Genomic DNA, 24579 nt, shown 5'->3' on the forward strand with positions numbered 1-24579 from the left:
TTCCAAGGGATCCTCCATGACGCAGTTAATTCACCAATTTATTTTCCAGTCGGCGCAACGCGTGCCGGAGCGGCAGGCCCTGAGCTACCAGGGCGTCGGCCTGAACTACAACGCGCTGGCGCACATGATCGAAACGGCGGCGTGGGCCTGGCTCAACAACGGTCTGGGCCGCGGCGAGCGGCTGGCGGTGTTCACCGAGAAGCGCGAGGAGGCGGTGGCGGCGATGTTCGGCGCGGCCGCCGCGGGCGCGGTGTTCGTGCCGGTCAATCCGGTGCTGAAGCCGGCCCAGGTCGCCCACATCCTGGCCGATTGCGGCGTGCGTATCCTGGTCACCACGCGTGAGCGGCTGAACCTGCTGGCAGCCGACCTGGCGGGCTGCCCGGCGCTGCGCAAGGTGATCGTCATCGGATCGATGGAGACGCTGCCCGCGCTGGACGGCGTGCAGATGTTGTCCTGGCGCGAGTGCATGCGCTCGGCGCAGGCAGCGCCGCCGCATCCGTGCATCGACAGCGACGTGGCCGCCATCCTGTACACGTCCGGCAGCACCGGCAAGCCGAAGGGCGTGGTGCTGTCGCACCGCAACCTGGTGGCGGGAGCCCTGAGCGTTTCCAGCTATCTGGGCAACAATCCGGAAGACCGCATCCTGTGCGTGCTGCCGCTGAGTTTTGACTACGGCCTGAGTCAGCTGACCACCGCGTTTGCCGTCGGCGCCTGCGCCGTGCTGCTGAACCACCTGCTGCTGCGCGACGTGCTGGATGCGGTGCATCACGAGCGCATCACCGGGCTGGCGGCGGTGCCGCCGCTGTGGATGCAGCTGGCGGAACTGAACTGGCGCCACGCCCAGCGCCTGCGCTACATCACCAATTCCGGCGGCGCCATGCAGCGTCACACGCTGGCGGCGCTGCGCAAGGCGCTGCCGCACACGCAGGTCTACCTGATGTACGGCCTGACCGAGGCGTTTCGTTCGACCTATCTGGCGCCGGAGCAGCTGGACCTGCGTCCTGATTCGATCGGCAAGGCCATCCCCAACGCGGAAATACTGGTGCTGCGCCCGGACGGCACGCCCTGCGCGCCCAACGAGCCGGGCGAGCTGGTGCACCGCGGCGCGCTGGTGGCGATGGGCTACTGGAACGACGTCCAGCGCACCGCCGAACGCTTCCGCCCGCTGCCGGACCGGCTGGGAGGGCTGCCGGTCGCCGAGCTGGCGGTGTGGTCCGGCGACACGGTGCGCAGCGACGAGGAAGGCTATCTGTATTTCATCGGCCGCACCGACGAGATGATCAAGACTTCCGGCTACCGCGTCAGCCCGACCGAGGTGGAGGAGGTGGTGTATGCCACCGGCCTGGTGGCGGAGGCTGCCGCGATCGGCGTGGCGCATGCGACACTGGGACAATCGATCACGCTGATCGTCGCCCCGCCGCCCGATGGCGCGATCGATGGCGAGGCGCTGATGGCCGCTTGCCGCCTGGGTTTGCCGGCCTACATGATGCCGACGGCGATCGAAATCCGCGACTTGCCGCTGCCGCGCAATCCGAACGGCAAGATAGACCGCAAGCTGCTGGCCGATCAGATGGCTGAAGCACGGTGCGCGTCGTGATGGCGGCCGTCGCCGAATTGCCGCGCCACGCGGCGCAAACCCAGTTCCCGCTGCTGGAAGACTGCCTGCAGATCGGCGGCGTCGAGCTGACGCGGCTGGCGGAGCGGGTCGGATGCACGCCGTTCTACGCTTACGAACGCAGCCACATCGTGTCGCGCGTGGAACTGCTGCGGCGCACGCTGCCACCGGACGTGCATCTGCATTACGCGGTGAAAGCCAATCCGATGCCGGCGCTGGTGCAGATGATGGCGGCGCTGGTCGACGGCTTCGACGTGGCCTCCAGCGGCGAGATGAAGGTGGCGCTGGATGCCGGCATGGCGCCCGAGCGCATCAGCTTTGCCGGGCCGGGCAAGCGCGACGCCGAGCAGCGCTGCGCGGTGGCGGCCGGCGTGTTGCTGCACCTGGAATCCGAGATGGAAATGGAGCGGGCCGCGCGCATCGGCACCGAACTCGGCATGACGCCGCGCGTGGCGGTGCGCGTCAACCCGGACTTCGAGCTGAAACATGCGGGCATGAAAATGGGCGGCGGCGCCCGCCAGTTCGGCGTCGATGCCGCGCGCGTGCCGGCGATGCTGCGGCGGCTGGAGCAGCTTGGGCTGGATTTTCACGGCTTCCATCTGTTTTGCGGCGCGCAGAACTTGTCGGCGGCGGCGATCTGCGAGGCGCAGCGCTTGTCCGTGCAACTCGCCATCCGCCTGGCCGAACATGCGCATGCGCCGATGCGGATGCTGAATATAGGCGGTGGTTTCGGCGTGCCGTATTTCCCCGGCGAACGGGCGTTGGACTTGGCGGCGGTGGCGGACGGCCTCGACAGCGCGCTGCAGCTGCTGCGCCAGGCGTCGCCTCAAACCCAGCCGATACTGGAGCTGGGGCGCTATCTCGTGGCCGAGAGCGGCATCTATGTGTGCCGGGTGCTGGAACGCAAGCGCTCGCACGGCCAGACCTTCCTGATCACCGACGGCGGCCTGCATCACCATCTGGCCGCGTCCGGCAATTTTGGCCAGGTGATCCGCAAGAACTATCCGGTGGCGATCGGCAACCGCGTGCAGGGCGGCCCGCGCGAGACGGTCAGCATCGTCGGCCCGCTGTGCACGCCGCTGGACTTGCTGGCCGACCGCATGGAGCTGCCGAGTGCCGACGTCGGCGACCTGATCGTCATCTTCCAGTCCGGCGCCTACGGTTTGACGGCCAGCCCGACCGCGTTCCTCGGCCATCCGGCGCCGCTGGAGGTGCTGGTATGAGCGGCTTGTGCGGATATATATCGATATCGGAGGGCGCCGAGCCGGCCCGGCAACTGCTGGTGGGCATGGCGGATCCATTGTCGCGCTTTGATTCCAGCCCGCTGCGCATCGAGGCGGCCGAACGTTGCGGCGTGGCCGTCGCGGCCGCGGCCGACAGCGCCAGCCTGCACCGCGAGGGCAGCCTGCTGGTGGCGATCTGGGGCCGGCCCACGCTGAACGGCAACGCCGACAATCTGGCCGAGCGCTTCGGCGTGCTGTGGCGCCGGCAGGGCGCGCAGGCGTGCGCCGCGCTGTCCGGCGCGTTCGCGGTGTGCCTGATGGACGAGCAATCCGGGCAGGTATTGCTGGCCATCGACCGCAGCGGCGTGCACACCATGCATTACCAGCAGGTGACGCAGGGTTTGCTGTTTGCCTCGTCGGCTGCGGCGTTGCAGGCGCATCCGCTGGCGGTGAGCGCGCTGGATCCGCAGGCCATCTACAACTACCTGTACTTCCACACGATCCCGGCGCCGCGCAGCATCTATCGCGGCCAGCGGCGGCTACTGCCGGGCGAATACCTGGACTACCGGCAAGGCAAGCTGCACTGCGGCGAATACTGGAAGATGGCTTACCACGAGGACAGCCAGCTGCCATTTGCCGAACTGCGGCAGCAATTCCTGTCCACGCTGGAAAGTTCGGTGCGGCAGGCGGTCGGCACCGCCAGCACCGGCGCCTTCCTCAGCGGCGGCACCGACAGCTCGACGCTGGCGGGCATGCTGGCCAACGTCAGCGGCAGCGCGCCGCGCACCTACTCGATAGGCTTCGACGTCGCCGGCTATGACGAGATGGAATACGCCCGCATCGCCGCGCGCCACTTCGGCGCCGATCACCACGAGCTTTACGTGACGGCGAGCGACGTGACGGCCGCCATTCCGCGCATCGCGGCGGCGTCGGATCAGCCGTTCGGCAATTCCTCCGCCGTGCCCGCGTACTATTGCGCCAACATGGCGCGCATCGATGGTGTCAGCAGGCTGCTGGGCGGCGACGGCGGCGACGAGCTGTTCGGCGGCAACGAGCGCTACGCCCACCAGGCCGTGCTGTCTCGCTATGAACGGGTGCCGTCGGCGCTGCGGCAAGTCGCGCTGGAGCCCTTGCTGTTCGGACTGGCCGGCAAGGTCAACCTGGGCTTGCTGCGCAAGGCCCGCAGCTACGTCGAGCAGGCCGTGGTGCCGATGCCGGCGCGGCTGGAGACCTACAATCTGTTGCGGCGCTACGGCGCCGGCGACGTCCTCGATCCCGGCTTCCTGGCTTCGGTGGACCAGGACGGACCGATCGGCCAGTTGAACGACTGCTACTGGAAGGGCCGGGGACTGAGCCAGATCAACCGCATGCAGACGCTGGACCTGCGCTACACGCTGGCCGACAACGACCTGCGCAAGGTCAGCCTGGCGTGCGAGCTGGGCGGTGTCGATGTGGCGTTTCCATTCCTTAGCGACGACATGCTGGCGTTTTCGTCGCGCCTGTCGCCGCGCGACAAGCTGAACGGCACGCGGTTGCGGTATTTCTTCAAGCGCGCGCTGCGCGGCTATCTGCCGCCGGCCATCCTGCGCAAGAAGAAACACGGCTTCGGCCTGCCGTTCGGCCATTGGCTGCAGCAGGATGCCGGCCTGCGCGGCCTGGTGTTCGACAGCCTCAACGATTTGAAGCGGCGCCGCATCGTCCGCGCGGACTTCATCGACCGCCTGATGCGGACCCTGGTCAGCGAGCATCCCGCCTATCACGGCACCATGGTGTGGGTGCTGATGATGCTGGAGCAATGGCTGGCCCGCTCAGGCCCGCCGGTTCGCCCACAGCCGTAGCAGGAAGCGCGCGCGGTCCTGTTCCCACGGCGTGTAGCGCGGCAGTTGCAGCGGATCGCTGCCGGCATGGGCGGCGCCGGGCGCCGTGGTGACGGCGGCGGTGAAGCCCAGCCTGCCGATCATGGCGACGTGGCGCCGGTCGTAGTCGGCGTCGGGCTTGCCGTTCGGATAGGCGAACAGCGTGACGGGCGACTGGGTGATGGCCTCCAGTTTGTCTTTCCCTGCGGCGATATCGGCGGCGGCCTCGGCGTCCGGCAGGCGGCACAGGATGGGGTGGGAACTGGTGTGGGCGCCGATCTCCATGCCGGCCGCCAGCAACTGGCGGACCTGGTCGCTGCGCATCATCAACTGCCCGCCGCGCGGCGGCGCGATCTGCCTCGACAATGACAAGCGTTGCGCGTACGGCAGGTATTTCAGCGCCGCCAGCAGGCGCTCCATGGCCTGCTGCCTTTGCTGCATGGTGTGCACCGGCAGCAGGCCGCAGCCCAGGGCCGACATGTCCAGCATGCCCGGCGGCGCGTGGCGCACGCAGGCGATCACGTCGTCGTTCCACATCTGGCCGCCGTCGAGGTAGTCGCTGGCGATGAAGAAGGTGGCGCTCAGCTTGTGGCGCTGCAATACCGGCAGGGCGCATTCCGCGTTGTCGGCGTAACCGTCGTCGAAGGTGATGCAGGCCGCGCGCGGCGGCAGGTTCCCTTGCCGCAGCTGGCGCACAGCCGCGCTCAGCGGCAGCACGTTGAAGCAGCGCCTGACCAGCGCCATGTGGCGGTCGAACAGCCGCACGTCGGGCAGCTCGGGCAGCAGGGGATCGGGCTGCGCCAGCACGCGGTGGTAGATCAGGATCGACAACCTCCGGTTCATGACGCCTCCGCCGTGGCGCTCCGCGCCGCCAGGGCCGGCATGCGCGCGGGCGCGGCGGTCGCTTGCTGCTGCGCCACCAGCAGCCGGGTGGCGACGATGGCGGCCATCAAATAGTAGGGCACATCGAAATACAGCAGGCTGAGGAAGGCGCCGCCGACGGCGAAGCCGATAAAGCTGGCCTGTATCATCGTCGCCAGCTGCTCGGCCCACTCCAGGTCGGGCTGTTGGCGGGCGTGGCGGATGATCCACGACGCCGAACGCCAGGTCGCGGCCAGCAGCAGCAGGTACAGCCCGAGTCCGACAAAGCCGTGCTCGCCCAGCGCCTGGAAATAGATGCTGTGGGCGGCGTGGATATCGGCAGGATTCGGCGCGTACAGGAAGAAGGTCAGGGGCTCGGCGATCTCGAAGCCGCCGCCGAAGAAGCGGTCCTTGGCCAGGTTCCACGCCATATGCCAGGCATTGATACGGCCCAGCGCGGATTCGTCGGCCTGGTAGGTATTGATGCTGTCCATGCGCTCGCTCCAGCGATCCGGCATGAACAGGAAGGCCAGCGGCGTCAGCAGCGCGATCAGCAGTCCGCCCAGCATCTTGTGCCGGCCCTTCATCCACATGAACATCACCATGGCGCCGATGGCCAGCAGCGCGCCGCGCGAATACGAGCCCAGCGCGGCCAGCGCGCTGAGCAACATCATGGCGGTCATGCCGTGGCGCACCCAGCGCTGGGTGCTGCGCTGCTGCAGATAGCGCATCAGCGGTATGGTCATGATCAGCGCCAGTGCGATGGCGTTGTTGTCGGCGATGAAGGTGCTCTCCGGCCCCCACACGCGGTCGACGCCGCCGCTGCGGATGGTGAAGATGCCGCCCTTGACGCCGTAGTAGCCGAGCGACAGCGTCAGCACCCACATGAAGCGCTGGATGTCCTCGCGGCTGCGGATCACCATCATGGTCACCACGCTCATCAGCATGATCTTCATCACCTTGCCCCACTGCGGGTAGGCCGACACCGGGAACATGGCGAACAGCGTGGTCACATTCATCCACAAAATCAGCCCGATCAGGGCAAAGGTGATGCCCGACACCGGCAACGTCTTCGGCATGCGCGAGATGGCAAAACTGAACAGCGTTGCCACCGCGATGATGAAGGCGAACGGGAAGGTGGTGGCGAAACCCCAGCCTTGCGTGTGCGGATTCATCACGCTGATCCACACCCACATGAGGACGCCGTTGACGGGATTGCGCAAGATGAACGGGAGGCTGGAGAAAACAATCAGGGTAATCAGGATGTCGCGCATGGTTGAGGGCACTCGTTGATGTGGCTCAACGAACTATCTGAGCCTGTCATTACACTGGATTTTTGACCAGCTGCAATCATAGGACACAGGAGATGCGCCCTTGTTGACCGTTCTCATGGCCACCTGCAATGGCGCTTCGACATTGCCGAAAGTGTTGGATGCTTATTGCCGCCTGCAGGCACCCGCCGGCGGCTGGCGCGTGCTGGTGGTGGACAACGGCAGCAACGACGGCAGCGCCGCGCTGGTCAGCTCGTATGCGGAGTGCTTGCCGCTGCGCCTGCTGCACACGCCGATCGCCGGCAAGAATGCGGCACTGAACCTGGCGCTGGAATATCTGCTGCGCGAAGCCGGGCCGGCGGCCGACGAGCTGTTCGTGTTCAGCGACGACGACGCGACGCCGGCGTCCGATTGGCTGGTGCAGTGGCAGGATTGCGCCGACGCTCATCCGGAGTACGCGGTGTTCGGCGGTGCCATCGAGCCGGACTGGGCGGAACCGCCGCCGGAGTGGCTGCCGCGCCTGGTGCCGACCGGCCTGACCTATGGCTTGACATCGGCCGCGTTGCCCGACGGTCCGGTATTCCCCGGCCTCGTGTGGGGCGCCAATATGGCGATCCGGCGCTCGGTGTTCGAAGCCGGCTACCGCTACGACACGTCGATCGGCCCCAACGGCGGCGCCTATGCGATGGGCAGCGAAACCGAGCTGACCCGCAGGCTGGGCCAGGCCGGCTACCGTTCGTGGTTTTGCAAGTCGGCCCGCGTTGCCCATCATATCCGCGCGCATCAGCTGAGCATCGAGTATGTGCTGGAAAAGGCGTGGCGTTTCGGCCGCGGCAAGTATCGCCAGGACAGTCCGGGCACCTTCCCCGAATGGCTGGGCGTGCCGCGCTGGATGCAGCTGCGTTACCTGAAGGAGTGCGCCGGATACCTGCGCTCCCGTGTGCTGGGCGATGCCGACCGGCTGTTCCAGCACCGCTGGGAGCTGGCCTATCTGCGCGGCTACTTTTTCGAATCGCGGCTGGGCCGGCGCCGGCCCGGCAAGCACGTCCTGATGACCAGCTATTCCGGCGAGTTGGGCGGCATGGAGCTGCGCATGGCGCAGGAAGTGCGCTATCTGCGATCGGCCGGCGTGAGCGGCAGCCTGGCGCTGCGGCGTTTTGTCGGCTTCGACGCCTGGACCGCGCAACTGGCCGGCGAGCAGATCCCGCTGGCGGAATTCGACCCGCCCGCGTTCTTCGAGCAGTGGCAATGGCGTCGCTGGAACCTGCTGCGCTCACGGCTGTGGGCGGCGCACCGGTTGAAGGCGTTCCGGGCGGACCTGGTGCACGTGGCCCTGTGCTGGACCAATTACGGCGCGTCGGTGCTGTGGCTGGCCCGGCATTGCCGGCTGCCGGCGGTGCTCAGCGTGCACAACGCCTTCCCGCCGGCCGACATCAGCGCCTGGCACCAGCCGCTGCTGCGCCAGGCCTTTGCCGCCGTGCGCGGCGTGTACGCGGTGTCGCCGTCGGCGCTGGCGCATTTCATGGCGATCTATCGGCCCTACCTGCCGGAATCCGCGCGGCTGGCGGTGATACCGAACTCGGTCGACACCGAGCGGTTCCAGCCGTCGGCCGGGCTGCGCGACGCGGCCAGGCAGCGCCTGGGCCTGCCGCCGGACGCGCTGGTGATCGGCGCGGTCGGGCGCCTGTCGGTTCAAAAACGGCCGGCGCTGCTGCTGGAACTGTTCATCCTGCTGCGTCGCCAATATGCGCATCTATATCTGCTGATGGCCGGCAGCGGGCCGCTGGAAACGATGTTACGCGAACAGGCCAGGCTGGCGGGCGTGGCGCCTTACGTGGTGTTCACCGGCTTTGTGCCGGCGGTTGAAACCTTGCTGCCGGCGCTGGACCTGCATGTCCTGATGAGCCGCAACGAGGGTTTCGGCATCGCCACCATCGAGGCCATGGCCTGCGGCGTGCCGGTGGTTGCCACGGACGTGCCCGGCAGCGCAGACATCCTGCGCGACAGCGGCGGCGGCCTGCTGGTGCCGGCGGACGACGTGCCGGTGGCGGCGGCCATCATCGCCCGGCTGCTGGCCGACCCGGAGCGCCGCGCGAGGCTGGGGCGGCAGGGCAGGTCGGAGGCGGTGGAGCGCTACAGCACCGCCGTGGTCGGCAAGCTGGTGCACGCGTTTTACGATGGTCTGATCTGATGCGCGCCCGTCTATCCTTCGCCGTCTCGTTTGCAGAGAAATACACGCTGCTGCTGCTTAATACGGTCGGCACGATGATACTGGCGCGCCTGCTGACGCCGGCCGAGATCGGCGTCTACTCGGTCGGCGCCGTGCTGGCGGGCCTGGCGCAGGCGGTGCGCGATTTCGGCGTCGGCCCCTACGTGATCCAGGAGAAGAACCTGACCGAGGACAAGCTGCGCGCCGCGCTCGGCACCAGCATCTTCGTTGCCTGGCTGCTGGCCGCTGTGATCCTCGGCGGCAGCGGCGTGGCGGCGCGGTTCTACCACGACCCGCGCCTGAGCACGGTGTTGCAACTGCTGTCGATCAACTTCCTGCTGATACCGTTCAGTTCCGTGGCCTTGCCTTATCTGCGACGGCAGATGCGCTTCTCGTCGATTTTCACGATCAACACGTGCAGCACTTTGGCCCAGCTGGCGTGCTCGGTGGGCATGGCGCTGGCCGGCTACAGCTATCTGAGCCTGGTGTGGGGCGCGGTGGCGGGAACCGCGGCCTCGCTGCTGGCCAGCGTCTGCTGCCGGCCGCAGGGCTTGCCCTGGCTGCCGGCGCGGCGCGGCATGGGGCGCATCCTGTCGTTCGGCTCGATCACCACCGCCGGCAGCGTTGCCGACGAGCTGGGCGTGGCTGCGCCGGACCTGATCGTCGGCAAGATGATCGGCGTGGCGGAAGTCGGCATTTTCGGCAAGGCGCAGGGTGTGATCAATGTCTTCAACCAGTTGGTGACCAGCGCGATCTCGCCGGTGATCTTCCCGCTGTTTTCAGCGCAGGCGCGCTCCGGCCAGGACTTGCGGCAAGCCTACCTGACCACCATCAGCTACGTGACCGCGCTGGCCTGGCCGTTTTTCGGCTTCGTCGCGATCATGGCGCCGGCCGTGGTGCGTGTGCTGTACGGCGACCAGTGGGATGCCTGCGTGCCCTTGATACGCATCATCTGCGTCTCGAGCGCCTTGTATAGCATGTTCAGCATGTCGCGCTACCTGTTCGTGGCGATGGGCGAGGTCGGCGCGCAAGCCAGGCTGGACGCCTTGTCGGTGCCGGTGCGCGTGGTGGCTGTGCTGCTGGCGGCACCTTTCGGTTTGAAATGGGTGGCGTTCGCGGTGGTGGTCGGTGCCGTCTTCCGCAGCGGCTGGACCTGGCTGACGCTGCGCCGGCTGACCGGTCTGCAGTTGCCGGCATTGCTGGGCGCGGTGCGCCGCAGCGCGCTGGTCGCCGCCGTCAGCCTGGCGGGGCCGCTGGGCTTGATGGCCTGGCAGCCGTTTTCATTGACGCATCCGTTGCCGCAACTACTGGCCGCGGCGCTGTGCGCCTTGCTGCCGTGGCTGGCGGCGATCCTGTTCTTCCAACACGAGCTGGCCGCCGAATGCACATTGGCCGGGCGCAAGGCGCTGGCCTTGCTCGGCAAACTACCGTAAAGGATCATTTATGCGCGTGGGCATCCTCTCCTATCCGATGCTGTTCCAGCGCGAGGGCGGCTTGCAGATACAGGTAAGTTCGACCATCGCGGCGTTGCAGCGGCTGTCCGTGCCCGGCTTGCGGGTGGAACTGGTCGATCCGAACCGGCAGCGGCTGGATCAGTTCGATCTGATCCATGTGTTCTCCGCCATCAACGGCAACCACCGGCTGGTGGAGCTGGCGGCGGAGCTGGGCGTGCCGCTGGTCCTGTCGGCCGTGCTGTCTCCCGGCTGGAGCCGGCTGGACGGCATGCGTGCGCGCCTGGCCGATCGCCTGGCCGGCAGGATCACCGGCTGGAACGTGCAAACCAGCTACGCGCAGATCAAGCGCGCGCTGCAGCTGTCGCAGCTGGTGATCGCGCTGGGCGCGGCCGAGCGGGACGCCATCGTCCGCGCATTCCATACACCGAGGGAAAAGGTACGCGTGCTGCCAAATGGCATCAGCCCGCATTTCTTCGACGCCCAGCCGGACAAGTTTCGCCAGCATACCGGCCTGAGCGGCCCCTTCGTGCTGATGGTCGGGGCGATTTCCCCGTACAAGAATCAGCTGGGACTGCTGCAGGCCCTGGCCGGCACCGGCTTGCCGGTGGTGCTGATAGGGCGAGCCCAGCGCCAGCACCAGGGCTATCTGCAGCAGCTGCTGGCGACGCCGCGCGTGCGCTGGCTGGGACAGCTGGACCATGCCGATCCGCTGCTGGCCAGCGCCTATGCCGCCGCCTCGGCACTGGCGCTGCCCAGCCAGGGCGAGGTGTTTCCGCTGTCGGTGCTGGAGGCGCTGGCGGCCGGCACGCCGGTCGTCATGACCGACGAAAGCGCGCTCAGCCTGCCCGACAGCGCTTTTGCACTGAAGCAGCTGCACTGGAAGGACAGCGCCGGCATGCGGCTGGCGCTGACGCAGCTGGCCGAGCGTCCGCCCGAGCGCGCAGCCGTGCGGGCGCTGGTCGAGCGCTACAGCTGGCAACGGGTGGCCGAGCAGATCGTCGCCTGCTACACCGAGGTGCAACAGCAGGAGGCTTGCCGTGTTGTTTAATTCCTTCAGCTTCCTGTTCCTGTACCTGCCGCTGGTGCTGGCCGGGTATGCGGTGTTGGCGCGCTGGCGGCCGCGCTGGGCGACCGGCTGGCTGGCGCTGGCCTCGCTGTTCTTCTACGGCTATTGGGACGTGCGCTATCTGCCCTTGCTGATGGCGTCCATCGTCTTCAATTACCTGGCGGCGCGGCGCATCGTCGCGGCGACGCCCGCCAACCGCAAGCGCTGGCTGGTGCTTGCTCTGACGGCCAACCTGCTGCTGCTGGGCTACTACAAGTACGCCAATTTCTTCCTCGACAGCGTCAACGCGCTGGCGCACACGCATCTGCATGGCTGGGCGGTGGTGCTGCCGATCGGCATATCCTTCTTCACCTTCACGCAGATCGCATTCCTGGTCGATTGCTATCGCGGCCTGGCCGGCGAATACAGGTTTTGGCATTACACTTTGTTCGTCAGCTATTTCCCGCACCTGATCGCGGGGCCGGTGTTGCACCACAAGGAGATGATGCCGCAATTCGAGCAGCGTCCCGGCCTGCATGCGGCAGACTTTGCCGTCGGCCTGTCGATTTTCGTCATGGGGCTGGCCAAGAAGGTGCTGTTGGCCGATCCGCTGTCGACGCTGGTCGCGCCGGTGTTCGCGGCGGGCGCGCATCCGCAGCTGGTGGAGGCGTGGATAGGCGCGCTGGCCTATGCGTTCCAGCTATATTTCGATTTTTCCGGCTATTCCGACATGGCGATCGGCCTGTCGCGGCTGTTCGGCGTGAAGCTGCCGCTGAACTTCAATTCGCCGTACCAGGCGGCCAACATCGCCGAGTTCTGGCGGCGCTGGCACATGACGCTGTCGCGTTTCCTGCGCGACTATTTATACGTGCCGCTGGGCGGCAACCGCCATGGCGCCGCGCGCCGCGTCCGCAACCTGATGCTGACCATGCTGCTGGGCGGCCTGTGGCACGGCGCCGGCTGGTCGTTCGTCGTCTGGGGCGGCTTGCACGGCCTGTATCTGGTCGCGCACCAGGGCTGGACCGCACTCGTCGGCCAGCGGGCGCCGCGCCTGTGGGGCAGGGCACTGACCTTCCTGGCGGTGCTGGCCGCGTGGGTGGTGTTCCGCGCGCCCGACCTGGAAACGGCCGGCGGCGTCCTGAGCGGCATGGTGGGTGCCAATGGGCTGGCCTTGCCGCACGGCCTGGCCGCCTACGCGGCGTATCTGCCGGCGCACGCCAGTTTCACCGGCATACGCTGGATCGATTTCAGCGGCGCCGGCATTCCGGTATTGCTGCTGGCGATGTTGCTGGCGTTCGTCGCGCCGAATACGCAAGAAATTTTCCGCCATTACGCGCCCTGCGTCGAACAGATCTTTCATCGCAAGGGCAGCCTGCTGTGGGCTTGGCGTCCGCGCATGGCGTGGAGCCTGGCGTTCTCGTTGCTGTTCCTGGGCTGCGTGTTCAGCATGAACCGGGTCAGCGAATTCCTATACTTTCAATTCTGATCATGAGCACACACTCGAACGCGGAATGGCGTAGCTACGTGACGATCCTGGTCGCCTGCAGCGCGGCGGTGATCGGCACGGTGGCGGCGCTCAACTATCAACTGGATCCCTATCTGATCCATCAATGGAACACGCCGGAGCTGCAGCGCATGCAGCCGGGCCGGGAGCGGCTCAGCGCCTGGGGCAAGACTTATGCGCTGGCGCGATTCAAGCCCGCGATCGTCTATGTCGGCAATTCCCGCACCGAGCTGGGCCTGCCGACCGGGATCGCCGCCTTTGCCGGACAAGAGGTGTTCAACGGCGCCCTGTCCGGCGCCTCCCTCAGCGACGCCATGGCGATGGTGCGCCATGCGGCGACCGTGGGCAACTTGAAAGCCGTGGCGTGGGGCATCGACGCGCCGTCGTTCTCGATGGAGATCGGCAATACCGACTTCGACCGCGAGCTGGTGGCCAAGGGGCCGCTGTATCTGTGGCGGCGCGTCTTGCTCAATATCAAGCGGGCGGTCACGCTGGACATGACGGCCGATTCGATCCGCCTGCTGAAGGGCACGTTCAGCGGCAATTGCCGCTCCAGCCTGGCCCTGCAAGGCCAGCGCGACGACGTCTGCATGCGCGAACGTATCGATGGCTGGGGCGGGACCAAGACCGCCATCGTGCCGCGCGTGCGGGAATACATCCGCGGCACCGGCCCGACGGCCGAGGCCATGCGGGCGCTTGACGACAGCGTGGCCGGGCTATGCCGTGGAGGGACCAGCGTGCGGCTGTACGTCAACCCCACCCATGCGATGACCAGCGACGCCTTGTATTGGGCCGGCAAGTGGCCGGAACTGGAAAATTGGCAGACGCAACTGGCCGATCTCGGCGCCCGGCACCGCGCGCGCGGCTGCGACGTAAGAATTTATGATTTTTCAGGGTTCAACAGCGTGACCACGGAGTCGATACCGCAGGTTAGCAGCAGGCCGGACATGGTGTATTACTGGGAACCATCGCACTACCGCAAGAATGTCGGCCAGATGATATTGAGCCGCATGTTCGGCGACGGCGCCGGCGTGCCGGACGACTTTGGCGTGGAGCTGACGCCAGCCACCATCGCCGCCCACCTCGCGCAGGGACACACGGGACGCGACCGCTACCAGCTGCACCATCCGGAAGAAACCCGGATGGTGCGGGCGATCGTGGCCGAACATTAAGATTTGCGCAGCACCGCGCAGCCTTTCTCGCAGCTGCTGGCCGATTGCGCCAGCGCTGGGAATTCTTCTTGCCACCGCCGCAAAATCGACTGTTCATCGCGACGCGCCGAGTCGTCCAGGTAGACGGCGGCGCCGGCGTTCAGCTTCGGGAACAGCAAGGGGCCGGCCGGATAGCGCGCCAGCGTGCGCGTGGCCAGCGGCGGGCCGTCGATGACCAGCAGGTCGATATTCAGCTGGGTAGGCAATCCGGACAGGTCATACCAGGGCCACGACTGCCCATCCAGATTGTAAGGCTGCAAGGGCGCGTCGACCACCTGCGCCCATTCCTGCAGGCCGAGCCGGCGCAACTGGGCGCGGGTTTGCGCGGCGAAATGAGCGTCGTGCTCCAGGCTGTAGACCTTGCCGGCGCCGTTCAGCTGCATGCACCGGGCCAGCACCAGCGTCGACGTGCCGCTGCTGCATTCAACCACGGTTGCGCCGGGCATGGTGCGCGCCTGGCGCGCCACTTCCAGCAGGAAGTCCGGCGACGCCGCCCAGCCGCGCGTCGGCGGCAGGCTTTTCTTCATGTCCAGCTCGATGTACAGGCCTTGCAGCGCCTCCAGTTGCCGGAACATGCCGACCTGGTCGTTGCGGCTTTGGTCGCGGAAATCGTGCAGCAGGATGTGCACGCGCCGCAGCTTGTGCAGCGTGTAGAGCGTGATCGCCAGCAACAAAGTCACGACGGCATAGGCAAGTATAGGCATGTTGGTATCTCTTTATTTGGCGGCGATTTTACTGACGACATAACGATGTTTTCCGGACGCTTCCGCCGGAATCTCCGCTACTTCCTCGATCGATATGCTTACCGTCGCGCCCAGGCGCGCGCGGAACTGACTGACGATGCTCAGGTGCACGGCCTGCGGCAAACCGTCCACGCTCACCAGCAGCACGCGGGTGAGCTCCAGGCTTTCCTGGATGATCTTGAAGGCGCGTACCTGCGGCAGGTCGCGCAGCACGTAGATCAGCGCCAGGCCGTGCATGACGGTGCCGTCGAGCGCGACGACGAAATCGGTGACCCGGCCCTCGACCCGTTTCAGCAAGGGCAGGCCGCGTCCGCATGGGCACTGGCGGGTGTCAAGCGCGCCCACGTCGCCGGTGGCGTAGCGGATGAACGGGAAATCCGCGCTGGCCAGGTGGGTGACGACGATGGCGCCGCTGTCGCCCGGCGCCACCGACGCGCCTTGCGCATCGACGATTTCAATGATCACGTCTTCGGCCGTGATGTGCAGCCCGCCTTCCGGACACTCGTGGGCGAGAAAACCGGCGTCGCGGCCGCCGTAGCCGTTGGCGACCGGCGCGGCGAACGCATTCTCCAGCAGGCTGCGCTGCTCGTCGTACAGGCGCTCGGCGGTGACGAACACGACTTTGACGCCCAGTCCGTCCAGCTTGACGCCGCGCGTCTGCGCGTGCCGCACCAGCACGCACATGGCAGACGGATAGCCGAACAGCATGGCCGGACGCTGGCGCCGCAACTTGTCCAGATAGTCGTCCAGCCGCGCGGCGGACAGATCGAACGCCGGCAACAGCAGGCTGCGCAGCAGCCGGTCGCGGCGGCTGCGCCAGCGGTCCTGCGCGTTGAGCTCGATCGGCGAGCCCCACATCAGGGCTTCGGGATCGCCGATGTCGACGCCCCACCAGCGCGTGGCGCGCCACTTGGCGGCGACGTCATGGCTGACGCGCTCCTTGCCCTGGTAGAAGATCAGTGGCTCGCCGCTGGAGCCGCCCGTGTTGAAGCGCTGCAGCGGACCGGCGTTGTCGGCGATGAAGTCGTCGCGGCCGCCGTTGATGTCGGCCTTGTTCAGGATGGGCAGGCGGCGCAGCGCGCTCAAGTCCCTGACCTGGCTGGCGTCGAAATCGATGCGTGCATACAGCTGGCGGAAATACGGCACGTGCTCGGAGGCATGCAGCAGCAGGGCGCGCAGGCGCTGCAGCTGCAATTCCTGCAATTGCGCCTGCGGCCACCACTGGGTGTGCTCCATGCGCCGCCGCAGGGCGACGCTGCGGTGCCGCTTGAGCAGCTCGTGCACGGGAAACAGCAGCGAGGACACCAGCGCCGTGTAGCCGAAGGCCGGCGGACGCTTCAGCACGCGGCGGTATTGCGCCATCAGCAAAGGCGCGACATTGTTCCATGTGTAGCGGCGGGCTTCGTCGAGGCCGGCCGACGATAGTGCTTTGGCCAGCTCCCGGTCGCGCAGCACGGTCAGCATCGCCTGCGCCATGGCGGCATGGTCGCCGGGCGGCACCAGCAGGCCGGTGACCTGGTCGCTGATCAGATGCGGAATGCCGCCGACATTGGTGCTGACCACCGGCACGCCGCTGGCCCAGGCTTCCAGCACGGAATTGGGCATGTTGTCGGCCAGGCTGGGATTGAGCATCAGGTCGCTGCGCCGGTAGATCCCGGCCATCGCGGCGTGGCCGGTCTTGCCGGCGAAGTGCACGGCGTCGTCCAGCCGCAGTTCCCGCGACAGCTGTTTCAAGCGTTCAAGCTCGGGGCCTTCGCCGCAAATGGTCAGCCGGGCTCGCGGCAGTTCGCGCCGCACCAGCGCGAAGGCGCGCAGCGCCGTGGCATGGTCGTACAGCACTTCCAGATGACGGGCGATCAGGATTTCACCCCGCCCCGGCATATTTCGGGCCGGCCCAAAACGCTGCAGGTCGACGATGTTGGGCACGATTTGCGTGGCCATGTCGTGCCGCCCGAACACGCCGGACAGGAAGGCCGACGGCACGACGACCGCGTGCGCGCGGCGGATGCTGAAGCCGACCAGGCCGGCACTGCGGGCCAGGAAGGCCTCGGCCTCGCCGCCGCGATAGTTGACCACCACGCCTTTGCCACGCAGACGGCCGATCCAGATCGCCGGCGCCGCGTACAGATGCCACGACCAGCCGGAATTGGCCATCACGTGCAGCAGTTGCGCCTGTCCGGCGGCTTGCCAAAGCCGCCACAGGTAGGGCGGCAGGCGCAGTGCGGCGCGCAGGCCGCGGATGCCGGCAACCCAGTGCGGCGCCCACGGTGGATTGACGCGCACCAGCTCGACCTCGGCGCCGGCCGCGCGCAGCAGGGCGTGCAGCTGGACCGTCTGGTTGGCCATGCCGCCGGCCGGCGGCGGCAGCGGGCCGATCAGCGCGATGCGCAGCCCGGCCATGGCGACGGTGCTGCTGTCATTGCAAGGCGGACGGCTCATGATGCTTGCGCCGTGAGGCGCTGGTAGATCGGGCCGTAGCGCGCGACGCTGGCGGCCCAGTTGCGCTCGCTCTCGACGTAGGCGCGCGCTTGCCGGCGCAGCAAGGGCCAGGTATCGGCCTGGCGCACCAGCTGTATCACTTGTTCCGCCAACGCTTCGGCGTCGCCGGCCTTGAACAGGATGCCGGTCTTGCCGTGCTGGACCAGTTCCCGGTGGCCGCCGACATCGGAGGCCACGACCAGCAGCCCCTGCGCCATCGCTTCCAGCGGCTTGAGCGGTGTGACCAGTTCGGTGAGCCGCATCGGCAGGCGCGGATAGACCAGGATGTCGGTCAACCCATAATAATCGGCGACCTTGTCGTGCGCCACGCGGCCGCTGAAGATGACCTTGCCGTGCAGGCCCAGCTTGGCCACCAGCGTGCGCAGCGCCAGGTCCTGCGGGCCGCCGCCGACCAGCAGCAGTTGCAGTCCCGGCAACACGGCCAGCATACGCGGCATGGCGCCGATCAGCAACGCCAAGCCCTCGTAGGCATAGAACGAGCCGAGAAAACCCAGCACCGGACCGCCGCCCAGACCCAGCGAACGGGCCAACGCTCCGTCCGGTGGGCGGGCCTGCGGAAATAGCACGCCGTCGACAGAATTCGGAATAACGGTGACCTTGGCCGCCGCGATGCCGCGCGCGACGATGTCGGTGCGCAAGCCTTCGCAGATGGTGGTGACGGCGTCGGCGCGGCGCAGCACGTGGCTTTCCAGCGCGCGCGAGATGCGGTAGCGCAGGCCGCCGGCACGGCTGGTGCCGTGGTCGACGGCGGCGTCTTCCCAGAATGCGCGGATTTCGTAGACTACCGGGATGCCCAGCTTGCGGCCGACCCGCAACGCGGCCAGGGCGTTCAGCGCCGGCGAGTGGGCGTGCAGGATATGCGGCTTGGTCGTCGCCGCAACTTGCAGCAGGCGCCGGTACAGTCCGATGACCACGCCCAGCTGGCCCAGCACCGGCAGCGCCGTCCACCAGGCCCGCAGCGGCGGCGTGCGCAGGAAGTGCCAGCCATCGACTTCCTGCGCCGCCGCGTCGCCTTGCTTGGCGCTGGTCAGGTGAGTGGTGCGCCAGCCCAGCGCGCGCTGCTGGCGCAGGATCGCCAGCGTGCGGAAGGTGTAGCCGCTGTGCAGCGGCAGCGAGTGGTCGAGGATGTGCAGTACGTGCAATGGCTGTTTCATGCGGCCTGCCTGATCAGGTTGCGCGGCGCCGCGGCGGGCAATTGGCGCAGGAACGATTCGAACATCAACAACGACCACAGCGCAGCGCTGTGATCGCGCCGGCCGGACAGGTGTTGCGCCACCAGCTCGCGCACGTAGCCGAGGTTGAACATGCCGCAGTCGGCCAGCACCGGGCTGCCGAGGCTGCGCTCCAGATGCGCCCGCAGCGGACCGCGGAACCATTCGGCCAGCGGCACCGAGAAGCCCATCTTGTTGCGGTACAGCAGTTCGCGCGGCAGCAATTGCTCGAGGCCGCGCTTGAACAGGTATTTGCCGACGCCGCCGCGCAGCTTGAGCGTCGGCGGCAGGCTGGACATCCATTCGACCAGTTGATGATCGAGCAGCGGCACACGCACCTCCAGGCCGTGGGCCATGCTGGCGCGGTCGACCTTGGTCAGGATGTCGCCGGGCAGGTAGGTCTTCAGGTCCAGGTACTGCACGCGCGACAGCGGATGGTCGCTGGGGCAGTTGGCGGCGTGGCGGCGCAGCACCTCGACCGCCTGGTAGCCGCCCAGCTGCCGCTTCAGTTCCGGGCTGAACAGCGCGCCGCGCATGGTGTCGCTCATCAGCGAGATGCCGTGGAAATAGGCCGCCACCGAATCGCGCGCCAGCCCTTCGAAGGTGGTTTTGGCGCGCAGCGGACGCGGCGCCCAGTCGGCCTTGGGATAGAGCCGTCCCAGCGTGCCGAACAGCGGCTTGCGCACGCCCAGCGGCAGCATGCTGCGCAAGCGCTCTTCGTGCACGTGGTAGCGATAGCGGCGGTAGCCGGCCAGGTTCTCGTCGCCGCCGTCGCCGGACAAGGCCACCGTCACCCGCTGGCGCGCCAGTCCGCACACGCGGTAGGTCGGCAAGGCCGAGCTGTCGGCATACGGCTCGTCGTACAGGCCGGCCAGGCGGTCGACCAGGCTGATCTCGTGCTGCTCCACGCGCTGGCTGTGGTGGCGGGTGCGGTAGCGCTCGGCCACCATGTTGGCGTACGGCGTTTCATCGTATTGCGGGTCGCCGAAGGAGATCGAGCAGGTGTTGACCGGCTCGGCCGACTCGCGCGCCATCATCGCCACGACGGCGCTGGAGTCGACGCCGCCGGAGAGGAAGGCGCCCAGCGGCACCTCGGCCACCAGCCGGATGCGCACCGCTTCGCGCAGGCGCTCCAGCATCTCGTCGGCGGCTTGTTCCTCGCTGACCGGCTGCCGCACGGCGAAGGGAATGTCCCAGTAGCGGCGCGGTGCGGCCAGCGTGGCGCCCTTGCGCAGCAGCAGCGTGTGGCCGGGTTCCAGCTTGCGGATCTGGCGGAAAATGGTGCGCGGCTCGGGGATGTAGCCGTAGGCGAAATACTCTTCCACGGCCAGCGGGTCGAGCTCGCGGCGCAGCCCCGGATGCAGCAGCAGCGCCTTCATCTCGGAGGCGAACAGCAGTTGCCCGTCGTCCAGCAGCGCGTAGTGCAGCGGCTTGACGCCGAGCCGGTCGCGCGCGAGGAACAGCGCCTGCTGCCGGCGGTCCCACAGCGCGAAGGCAAACATGCCGCGGAAGTGCTCGACGCAGCGCTCGCCCCATTGTTCCCATGCGTGCACGATGACCTCGGTGTCGCTGTGGGTGCGGAAGATGTGGCCGAACTGCTGCAGCTCGCGCGCCAGCGCCTGGAAGTTGTAGATCTCGCCGTTGTAGACCACCACCACGCTGTGGTCTTCGTTGAACAGCGGCTGCTGGCCGCCGCCCAGGTCGATGATGGACAAGCGCCGGTGGCCCAGGCCGATGCCGGCTTCGAGGTGCGTGCCGCCCTGGTCGGGGCCGCGATGGGTCTGGCTGTCGGTCATCGCCAGCAGCAGGCTGGCGTCGATATCCGGGTGGCGGAGGAGGTCATAAATTCCGGCGATGGCGCACATGGCTGTCCTTTCATCGATCAGGTGGCGGTGGAGCGGCGAGGGCGTCGTAGACGGCAAGATAAGCATCGGCCATCGCCACCAGGCTGTATTCGGCCAGCACACGGCGTCGGCCGCGCTGGCCGTGGCTGGCGGCGAGGGCCGGCATATGGAAATAGTCGAGAATGGCGTCGGCCAGCAGCTCCGGCGATTGCGGCGGCACCAGCGAGCCGGTCCAGCCGCCATGGACCAGGTCGGAATTACCGCCGACCTCGGTGGCGACCACCGGCAAGCCGGTGGCCATCGCTTCCAGGATGGTGTTGGACATGCCCTCGGCCAGCGACGGCAGCACGAACACGTCCATGGCGCGCAGCATTTGCGGGATATCGTCGCGCGCGCCCGGCAGCCAGGCCAGCTCGCTCATGCCGGCCTGGCGCAGCAGATCCAGGCAGGCTTGTCTGCACGGGCCGTCGCCGACGATCAGCAGCCGCAGCTGGTCGCGTGGCAGCGCGTGCCGGGCGATCAGCAGTACGAAGGCCTGCACCAGCGACAGGTGATCCTTGACCTCGACCATGCGGCCCACGCTGCCGATGACGAAGGCGTCCTCGCACAGGAAGCCCGGCGGGCCGATGGCGGCCGGCGGGCCCAGGCGCGGATGGAACTGCAGGCTGTCGACGCCGTTGCAGATATGGGTCACGCGCTGCGGCCGGGCGCCGATGGTGCCGATCAGCCATGCTTCCAGGTCCTTGCTGACGGCGATGAAGTGGCCGATCAGCGGGCGCAGCAGCTTGCGCAGCAAACGGTATTTGCGGCTCAGGCCGTGCAGGTCGTTCATGTCGCGTCCATGCTCGCCGTGCACGCGCAGCCGCACGCCGGCCGCCGCCGCCAGCAACTGGCCCTCGATGCCGGACAGGTTGCGGGTATGTACCAGCAGCGGCCGCAAGCGCTTCAGGGTCTGGAACAGGCGCAGGTAATGGCCCCAGTCCTTGCCGTCGCGCTTGTTGATGCTGATGATTTCTACGCCCGGCCGCCGGATGCGCAGATGGTAGTCGGTGTAATCCTGCAGGCAGACGATGGCGTGGCGGTAGCGGTCGGGTGGCAGGTTGTTGATCAGGTTGATCAGGCCGTTTTCCAGGCCGCCCACGTCCAGCCTGTGGATCAGGTGGACGATCAGTGGCGCAACAGGTGGATTTTCGGTGTCAGCGGCCGGCGACATGGTCGAGTCCCTGGTCGATCGCGGGCAGCATGGCTGTCAGCAGGTTGTGCATGGCTGCGGCGGCCTGGGCCGGCTGTTCGTCGTAGCCGGCTGCGAGGGCGATTTCGGCGGCGCCGTCGGCACCGCCCAGCAGCTTGCTGCGCGCCAGCAAGAGCTTGAGCAGCAAGGGGCTGTCGGTGTCGACGCCGGCCTGGCGATACCAGCGCCACACCAGCAGCTTGACAGCACCGGCCTGGACGATGGTTTGCTCCACCGTGAAGCTGCGGCTGCCGACGCGCACCGTGCGCGGTTCGCTGGCGAGTTCCTTCCATTGGGGGCCGTCAAGCGGCAGCGCGTTCCACACGCGGGCCAGCAATTCATCGCCCTTGGACTGGTGGCGATACCAGGTCAGCTGCAGCGATACCTTGCTGGCGCCATTGAGGTAGTTGGCCTGCCAGCGCTGCGGCTGGCCGCGGTGCAGCACATGCCAGTCGTTGGGCGCCATGTCGGCGGTGCGCCACGGCGGAGGCGGCGGCAGCAGCGACAAGCGGGCCTCCGGTGCATGGTCCGGTGGCGCCGCTTGCAAGGCGGTGCCGGCCAGCGGCGGCCAGACGGCGGCCACCAGCACTGCCGCCAGCGCCATCGCGGCGAAGGCGGCCGGCGTGGCCGAGGGCGCCGTCGCCGCGGGCGACTCGGCAGGCGGCGGCAGCGCGGCTTCGCGCCAGCGGGCGCCGGTCCAGAACATCAGCATCGACACCAGGCCGAAAAACACCCAGCCGTAGATCAGGTGGTCGATGCCGACCGCCAGCGTCATGTTGCTGAGGTGGCCGACCAGCACGATGGTGAAGGCGCGCACGCCGTTGGCCAGCACCGGCAACACCACGGCGACCACCATGAATGCCGCGCGCCGCACCGGGCTGCGGTAGGTCAGGTAGGCATACAGCGTGCCCAGCGCGACCGAGGCGATCAGGTAGCGCAGGCCGCTGCAGGCCTCGACCACCGACCAGTTGCCGCTGGGCAGAGCCAGATAATTGTTTTCCTGGAAAACGGGTATGCCCACCATTTGCAGCGCGCCCACCGTGAAGCGGGTGGTGAATTCGATCAGCGGTGGAATGAAGACCTCGCCGAACGGCACCGCCAGCAGCAGATAGGCTAGCGGAAAAGCGATCGCGGCGGCATAGCGCCAGCCCAGCACGGCGGCGACCGTCACGGCAAGCATCGACACCAGCATATATTGCTGCAGCACCTGCACGTTGGCGACGGCGGCCAGCATCCACGTGGCGCCCAACGCCGCCAGCACCAGCAGCATCGGCGGCGACGGCCGACAGGGGACGGCGGCCAGCTGGTCGCGCTGGCGCCAGACCAGCCACAGGCACACCGGCAGTATCAGAAAACCGTGGGCAAAGGTTTGCGAACGCCACCAGATCTCGGCCATGGCGGCCGCCGTCGGCAGATACATGCCCAACAGTGCACACAGCGCGGCGATCAGCAGGCCGTAGCGCCAGCGCGTGGCCGAAGGTGGCGGCAGCGGCTGTTGAGCCGGCTCCGTCTGCTCCGGTTCAGCCGCCGGCAGCAATGTCGTGGCGACGCTCATGGTGCCGACTCCGCCGGGGAGGACGCCGGGGATGGCGAGGGCGATGGCATCTCCACGCCCAGCACCGCGCCCAGCCGTTGCAGATTGCGCTCCCATTGATAATCCAGCAGCACGCGCCGCCGCGCGGCCACGCCCAGCTCGTCGGGCGACAGCAGTTGCCGGCTGATGTGCCGGATGAATTCGCCTTCGCCGGAGGCGCTGATGACTTCGCTTCCCGGCTTAGCCGAAATGCCTTCCAGTGCCTGCGGCGTGGCGACCACGGTGCGTTCCATCGCCATGGCTTCCAGTATCTTGTTCTGCACGCCGCGCGCGATCTGCAGCGGCGCCACGGCCAGCGCCGCGTGCTGCAGGTAGGGCCGCACGTCCGGCACGGTGCCGCTGACGTGTATGCCGGGCCGCTTCGCCAGCGCCTGCACCGCCGCGGTCGGGCGCGAGCCGACGATATGGAATTGCAGCGAGGGAAACTGCAACCGCAGCGCGGGCATGATGCGTTCGGCCATCCAGCTGGCCGCTTCTATATTAGGCGGGTAGTCCATGGCGCCGGTGAACACCAGCGCCCGCGCGCCGCCGTACGGATCCGGCAACGACGGCTGCGGCGAGAAATACACGCTGTCGACGCCATTATTGAAGTGGCCGGTCTTGTGGGCGGACTCCGGCGCGCGCAGCCTGAACAGCGCGGCCTCGGCGCGCGACACCAGCAGCACCTGTTCCGCGCCGCGCGCCATTGCGCGTTCAAATTCCAGCAGGCAGCGGCCTTCGCGCCGGTACAGCGACGACAACGGCCATTGCCGCTTGTCCGCGTAGTTCTGCCATTTTTCGGAGTCGACATCGACCAGGTCCAGCACCCGCGCCAGCGGCCCGTGCGCGGTGCGGACCGGCAGATACTGCGCCATCGGCCCGGAGAACGCCATCGCCGTGGCGATACGGTATTGCGACAGCGTCTGGCCGACCCAGCGCTGCAGACCGGCATGGCGGTAATAAGGCAGGCTGAGCGCTTCGCCACGCCACAGCGCCGGCAGGCTGGCTAGCCGGGCCCTGCGCGGATGCAGGCGGATGAAGCAACTGCTGGCGCACTCGGCGGCCAGGCCTTCCACGTACGCGAGGTCGGCGGCGTCGTCGACGAAGCAGCCGAGGTGGACGCGGAAGTGCTGCCGCAGGTAACGCAGCGTGTGATAGGCGCGGATCTTGTCGCCCTTGTTCGGAGGAAAAGGGATGCGGTGGGCCAAAAACAGCAGGTCGCGCATGGC

At 67.6% G+C, this 24579-nt stretch carries 17 protein-coding genes; 8 read left to right on the plus strand and 9 right to left on the minus strand.

The window, feature by feature from the left end:
* Positions 1-16: 16 nt before the first annotated feature.
* Genes ABWW33_RS03185 through ABWW33_RS03195 form a run of 3 tightly spaced genes read left to right on the plus strand, consistent with a single transcriptional unit; the run spans position 17 to position 4676 of the window.
* Complete coding sequence (locus tag ABWW33_RS03185) at positions 17-1597, plus strand: acyl-CoA ligase (AMP-forming), exosortase A system-associated (protein WP_353398766.1); 1581 nt, start codon at positions 17-19, stop codon at positions 1595-1597.
* The gene (locus tag ABWW33_RS03190; protein WP_353399246.1) at positions 1597-2838 is read left to right on the plus strand and encodes a pyridoxal-dependent decarboxylase, exosortase A system-associated; all 1242 of its coding nucleotides are present in this window, start codon (positions 1597-1599) and stop codon (positions 2836-2838) included. The genes ABWW33_RS03185 and ABWW33_RS03190 overlap by 1 nt, the downstream gene beginning before the upstream one ends.
* Positions 2835-4676, plus strand: a complete 1842-nt coding sequence (locus ABWW33_RS03195; protein WP_353398769.1) for an asparagine synthetase B family protein — start codon at positions 2835-2837, stop codon at positions 4674-4676. Before ABWW33_RS03190 ends, ABWW33_RS03195 begins: the two co-directional genes overlap by 4 nt.
* On the opposite strand, the gene ABWW33_RS03200 is transcribed toward ABWW33_RS03195, so the two are convergent.
* Positions 4647-5537, minus strand: coding sequence for a polysaccharide deacetylase family protein (locus ABWW33_RS03200; RefSeq protein ID WP_353398771.1), 891 nt, complete (start codon positions 5535-5537; stop codon positions 4647-4649). The genes ABWW33_RS03195 and ABWW33_RS03200 overlap by 30 nt on opposite strands.
* Entirely contained in the window at positions 5534-6829 is a 1296-nt protein-coding gene (locus ABWW33_RS03205; RefSeq protein ID WP_353398774.1) for a putative O-glycosylation ligase, exosortase A system-associated, read from the minus strand. Before ABWW33_RS03205 ends, ABWW33_RS03200 begins: the two co-directional genes overlap by 4 nt.
* Before the next feature lie 100 nt (positions 6830-6929).
* Between ABWW33_RS03205 and ABWW33_RS03210 the strand changes: the two genes are divergently transcribed.
* Genes ABWW33_RS03210 through ABWW33_RS03230 form a run of 5 tightly spaced genes read left to right on the plus strand, consistent with a single transcriptional unit; the run spans position 6930 to position 14210 of the window.
* On the plus strand, positions 6930-9017 hold the full coding sequence (locus ABWW33_RS03210; RefSeq protein WP_353398776.1) for a glycosyltransferase: 2088 nt from the start codon (positions 6930-6932) through the stop codon (positions 9015-9017).
* Positions 9017-10468 (plus strand): lipopolysaccharide biosynthesis protein, encoded by a 1452-nt coding sequence (locus ABWW33_RS03215; RefSeq protein ID WP_353398779.1) that lies wholly within the window; start codon positions 9017-9019, stop codon positions 10466-10468. The genes ABWW33_RS03210 and ABWW33_RS03215 overlap by 1 nt, the downstream gene beginning before the upstream one ends.
* A 10-nt stretch (positions 10469-10478) precedes the next feature.
* On the plus strand, positions 10479-11537 hold the full coding sequence (locus ABWW33_RS03220) for a glycosyltransferase (protein ID WP_353398781.1): 1059 nt from the start codon (positions 10479-10481) through the stop codon (positions 11535-11537).
* The gene (locus ABWW33_RS03225; protein WP_353398784.1) at positions 11527-13020 is read left to right on the plus strand and encodes an MBOAT family O-acyltransferase; all 1494 of its coding nucleotides are present in this window, start codon (positions 11527-11529) and stop codon (positions 13018-13020) included. Before ABWW33_RS03220 ends, ABWW33_RS03225 begins: the two co-directional genes overlap by 11 nt.
* Positions 13021-13022: 2 nt before the next feature.
* Entirely contained in the window at positions 13023-14210 is a 1188-nt protein-coding gene (locus ABWW33_RS03230; RefSeq protein ID WP_353398787.1) for a hypothetical protein, read from the plus strand.
* Here ABWW33_RS03230 and ABWW33_RS03235 read toward each other — a convergent pair.
* Genes ABWW33_RS03235 through ABWW33_RS03265 form a run of 7 tightly spaced genes read right to left on the minus strand, consistent with a single transcriptional unit; the run spans position 14207 to position 24576 of the window.
* Positions 14207-14953 carry a class I SAM-dependent methyltransferase gene (locus ABWW33_RS03235; RefSeq protein ID WP_176650843.1) on the minus strand — a complete coding sequence of 249 codons (747 nt, stop codon included), beginning with the start codon at positions 14951-14953 and terminating at the stop codon, positions 14207-14209. The two genes, ABWW33_RS03230 and ABWW33_RS03235, sit on opposite strands and share 4 nt — an antisense overlap.
* Before the next feature lie 12 nt (positions 14954-14965).
* Positions 14966-17431, minus strand: a complete 2466-nt coding sequence (locus ABWW33_RS03240; protein ID WP_353398790.1) for a glycosyltransferase — start codon at positions 17429-17431, stop codon at positions 14966-14968.
* Positions 17428-18633, minus strand: a complete 1206-nt coding sequence (locus tag ABWW33_RS03245; RefSeq protein WP_353399249.1) for a TIGR04063 family PEP-CTERM/XrtA system glycosyltransferase — start codon at positions 18631-18633, stop codon at positions 17428-17430. The genes ABWW33_RS03240 and ABWW33_RS03245 overlap by 4 nt, the downstream gene beginning before the upstream one ends.
* 8 nt (positions 18634-18641) lie before the next feature.
* Complete coding sequence (locus tag ABWW33_RS03250) at positions 18642-20567, minus strand: XrtA/PEP-CTERM system amidotransferase (protein ID WP_353398793.1); 1926 nt, start codon at positions 20565-20567, stop codon at positions 18642-18644.
* Between the two features lie 10 nt (positions 20568-20577).
* Positions 20578-21759: a TIGR03088 family PEP-CTERM/XrtA system glycosyltransferase gene (locus tag ABWW33_RS03255; RefSeq protein WP_353398796.1), complete on the minus strand. Its 1182-nt coding sequence runs from the start codon at positions 21757-21759 to the stop codon at positions 20578-20580.
* Entirely contained in the window at positions 21743-23332 is a 1590-nt protein-coding gene (xrtA, locus tag ABWW33_RS03260; RefSeq protein ID WP_353398799.1) for an exosortase A, read from the minus strand. The genes ABWW33_RS03255 and xrtA overlap by 17 nt, the downstream gene beginning before the upstream one ends.
* Complete coding sequence (locus ABWW33_RS03265; protein WP_353398802.1) at positions 23329-24576, minus strand: TIGR03087 family PEP-CTERM/XrtA system glycosyltransferase; 1248 nt, start codon at positions 24574-24576, stop codon at positions 23329-23331. The genes xrtA and ABWW33_RS03265 overlap by 4 nt, the downstream gene beginning before the upstream one ends.
* Positions 24577-24579 lie beyond the last annotated feature (3 nt).

Source organism: Duganella hordei (genome assembly GCF_040369125.1).
Lineage (GTDB): Bacteria > Pseudomonadota > Gammaproteobacteria > Burkholderiales > Burkholderiaceae_D > Rugamonas > Rugamonas hordei.

Bases quoted from the DNA above. Each gene is read 5' to 3' on its own strand.
- ABWW33_RS03205 (WP_353398774.1), bottom strand. From the start codon at position 6,829: ATGCGCGACATCCTGATTACCCTGATTGTTTTCTCCAGCCTCCCGTTC.
- ABWW33_RS03215 (WP_353398779.1), top strand. From the start codon at position 9,017: ATGCGCGCCCGTCTATCCTTCGCCGTCTCGTTTGCAGAGAAATACACG.
- ABWW33_RS03250 (WP_353398793.1), bottom strand. From the start codon at position 20,567: ATGTGCGCCATCGCCGGAATTTATGACCTCCTCCGCCACCCGGATATC.
- xrtA (WP_353398799.1), bottom strand. From the start codon at position 23,332: ATGAGCGTCGCCACGACATTGCTGCCGGCGGCTGAACCGGAGCAGACG.
- ABWW33_RS03190 (WP_353399246.1), top strand. From the start codon at position 1,597: ATGGCGGCCGTCGCCGAATTGCCGCGCCACGCGGCGCAAACCCAGTTC.
- ABWW33_RS03255 (WP_353398796.1), bottom strand. From the start codon at position 21,759: ATGTCGCCGGCCGCTGACACCGAAAATCCACCTGTTGCGCCACTGATC.
- ABWW33_RS03240 (WP_353398790.1), bottom strand. From the start codon at position 17,431: ATGAGCCGTCCGCCTTGCAATGACAGCAGCACCGTCGCCATGGCCGGG.
- ABWW33_RS03235 (WP_176650843.1), bottom strand. From the start codon at position 14,953: ATGCCTATACTTGCCTATGCCGTCGTGACTTTGTTGCTGGCGATCACG.
- ABWW33_RS03185 (WP_353398766.1), top strand. From the start codon at position 17: ATGACGCAGTTAATTCACCAATTTATTTTCCAGTCGGCGCAACGCGTG.
- ABWW33_RS03195 (WP_353398769.1), top strand. From the start codon at position 2,835: ATGAGCGGCTTGTGCGGATATATATCGATATCGGAGGGCGCCGAGCCG.
- ABWW33_RS03220 (WP_353398781.1), top strand. From the start codon at position 10,479: ATGCGCGTGGGCATCCTCTCCTATCCGATGCTGTTCCAGCGCGAGGGC.
- ABWW33_RS03265 (WP_353398802.1), bottom strand. From the start codon at position 24,576: ATGCGCGACCTGCTGTTTTTGGCCCACCGCATCCCTTTTCCTCCGAAC.
- ABWW33_RS03230 (WP_353398787.1), top strand. From the start codon at position 13,023: ATGAGCACACACTCGAACGCGGAATGGCGTAGCTACGTGACGATCCTG.
- ABWW33_RS03200 (WP_353398771.1), bottom strand. From the start codon at position 5,537: ATGAACCGGAGGTTGTCGATCCTGATCTACCACCGCGTGCTGGCGCAG.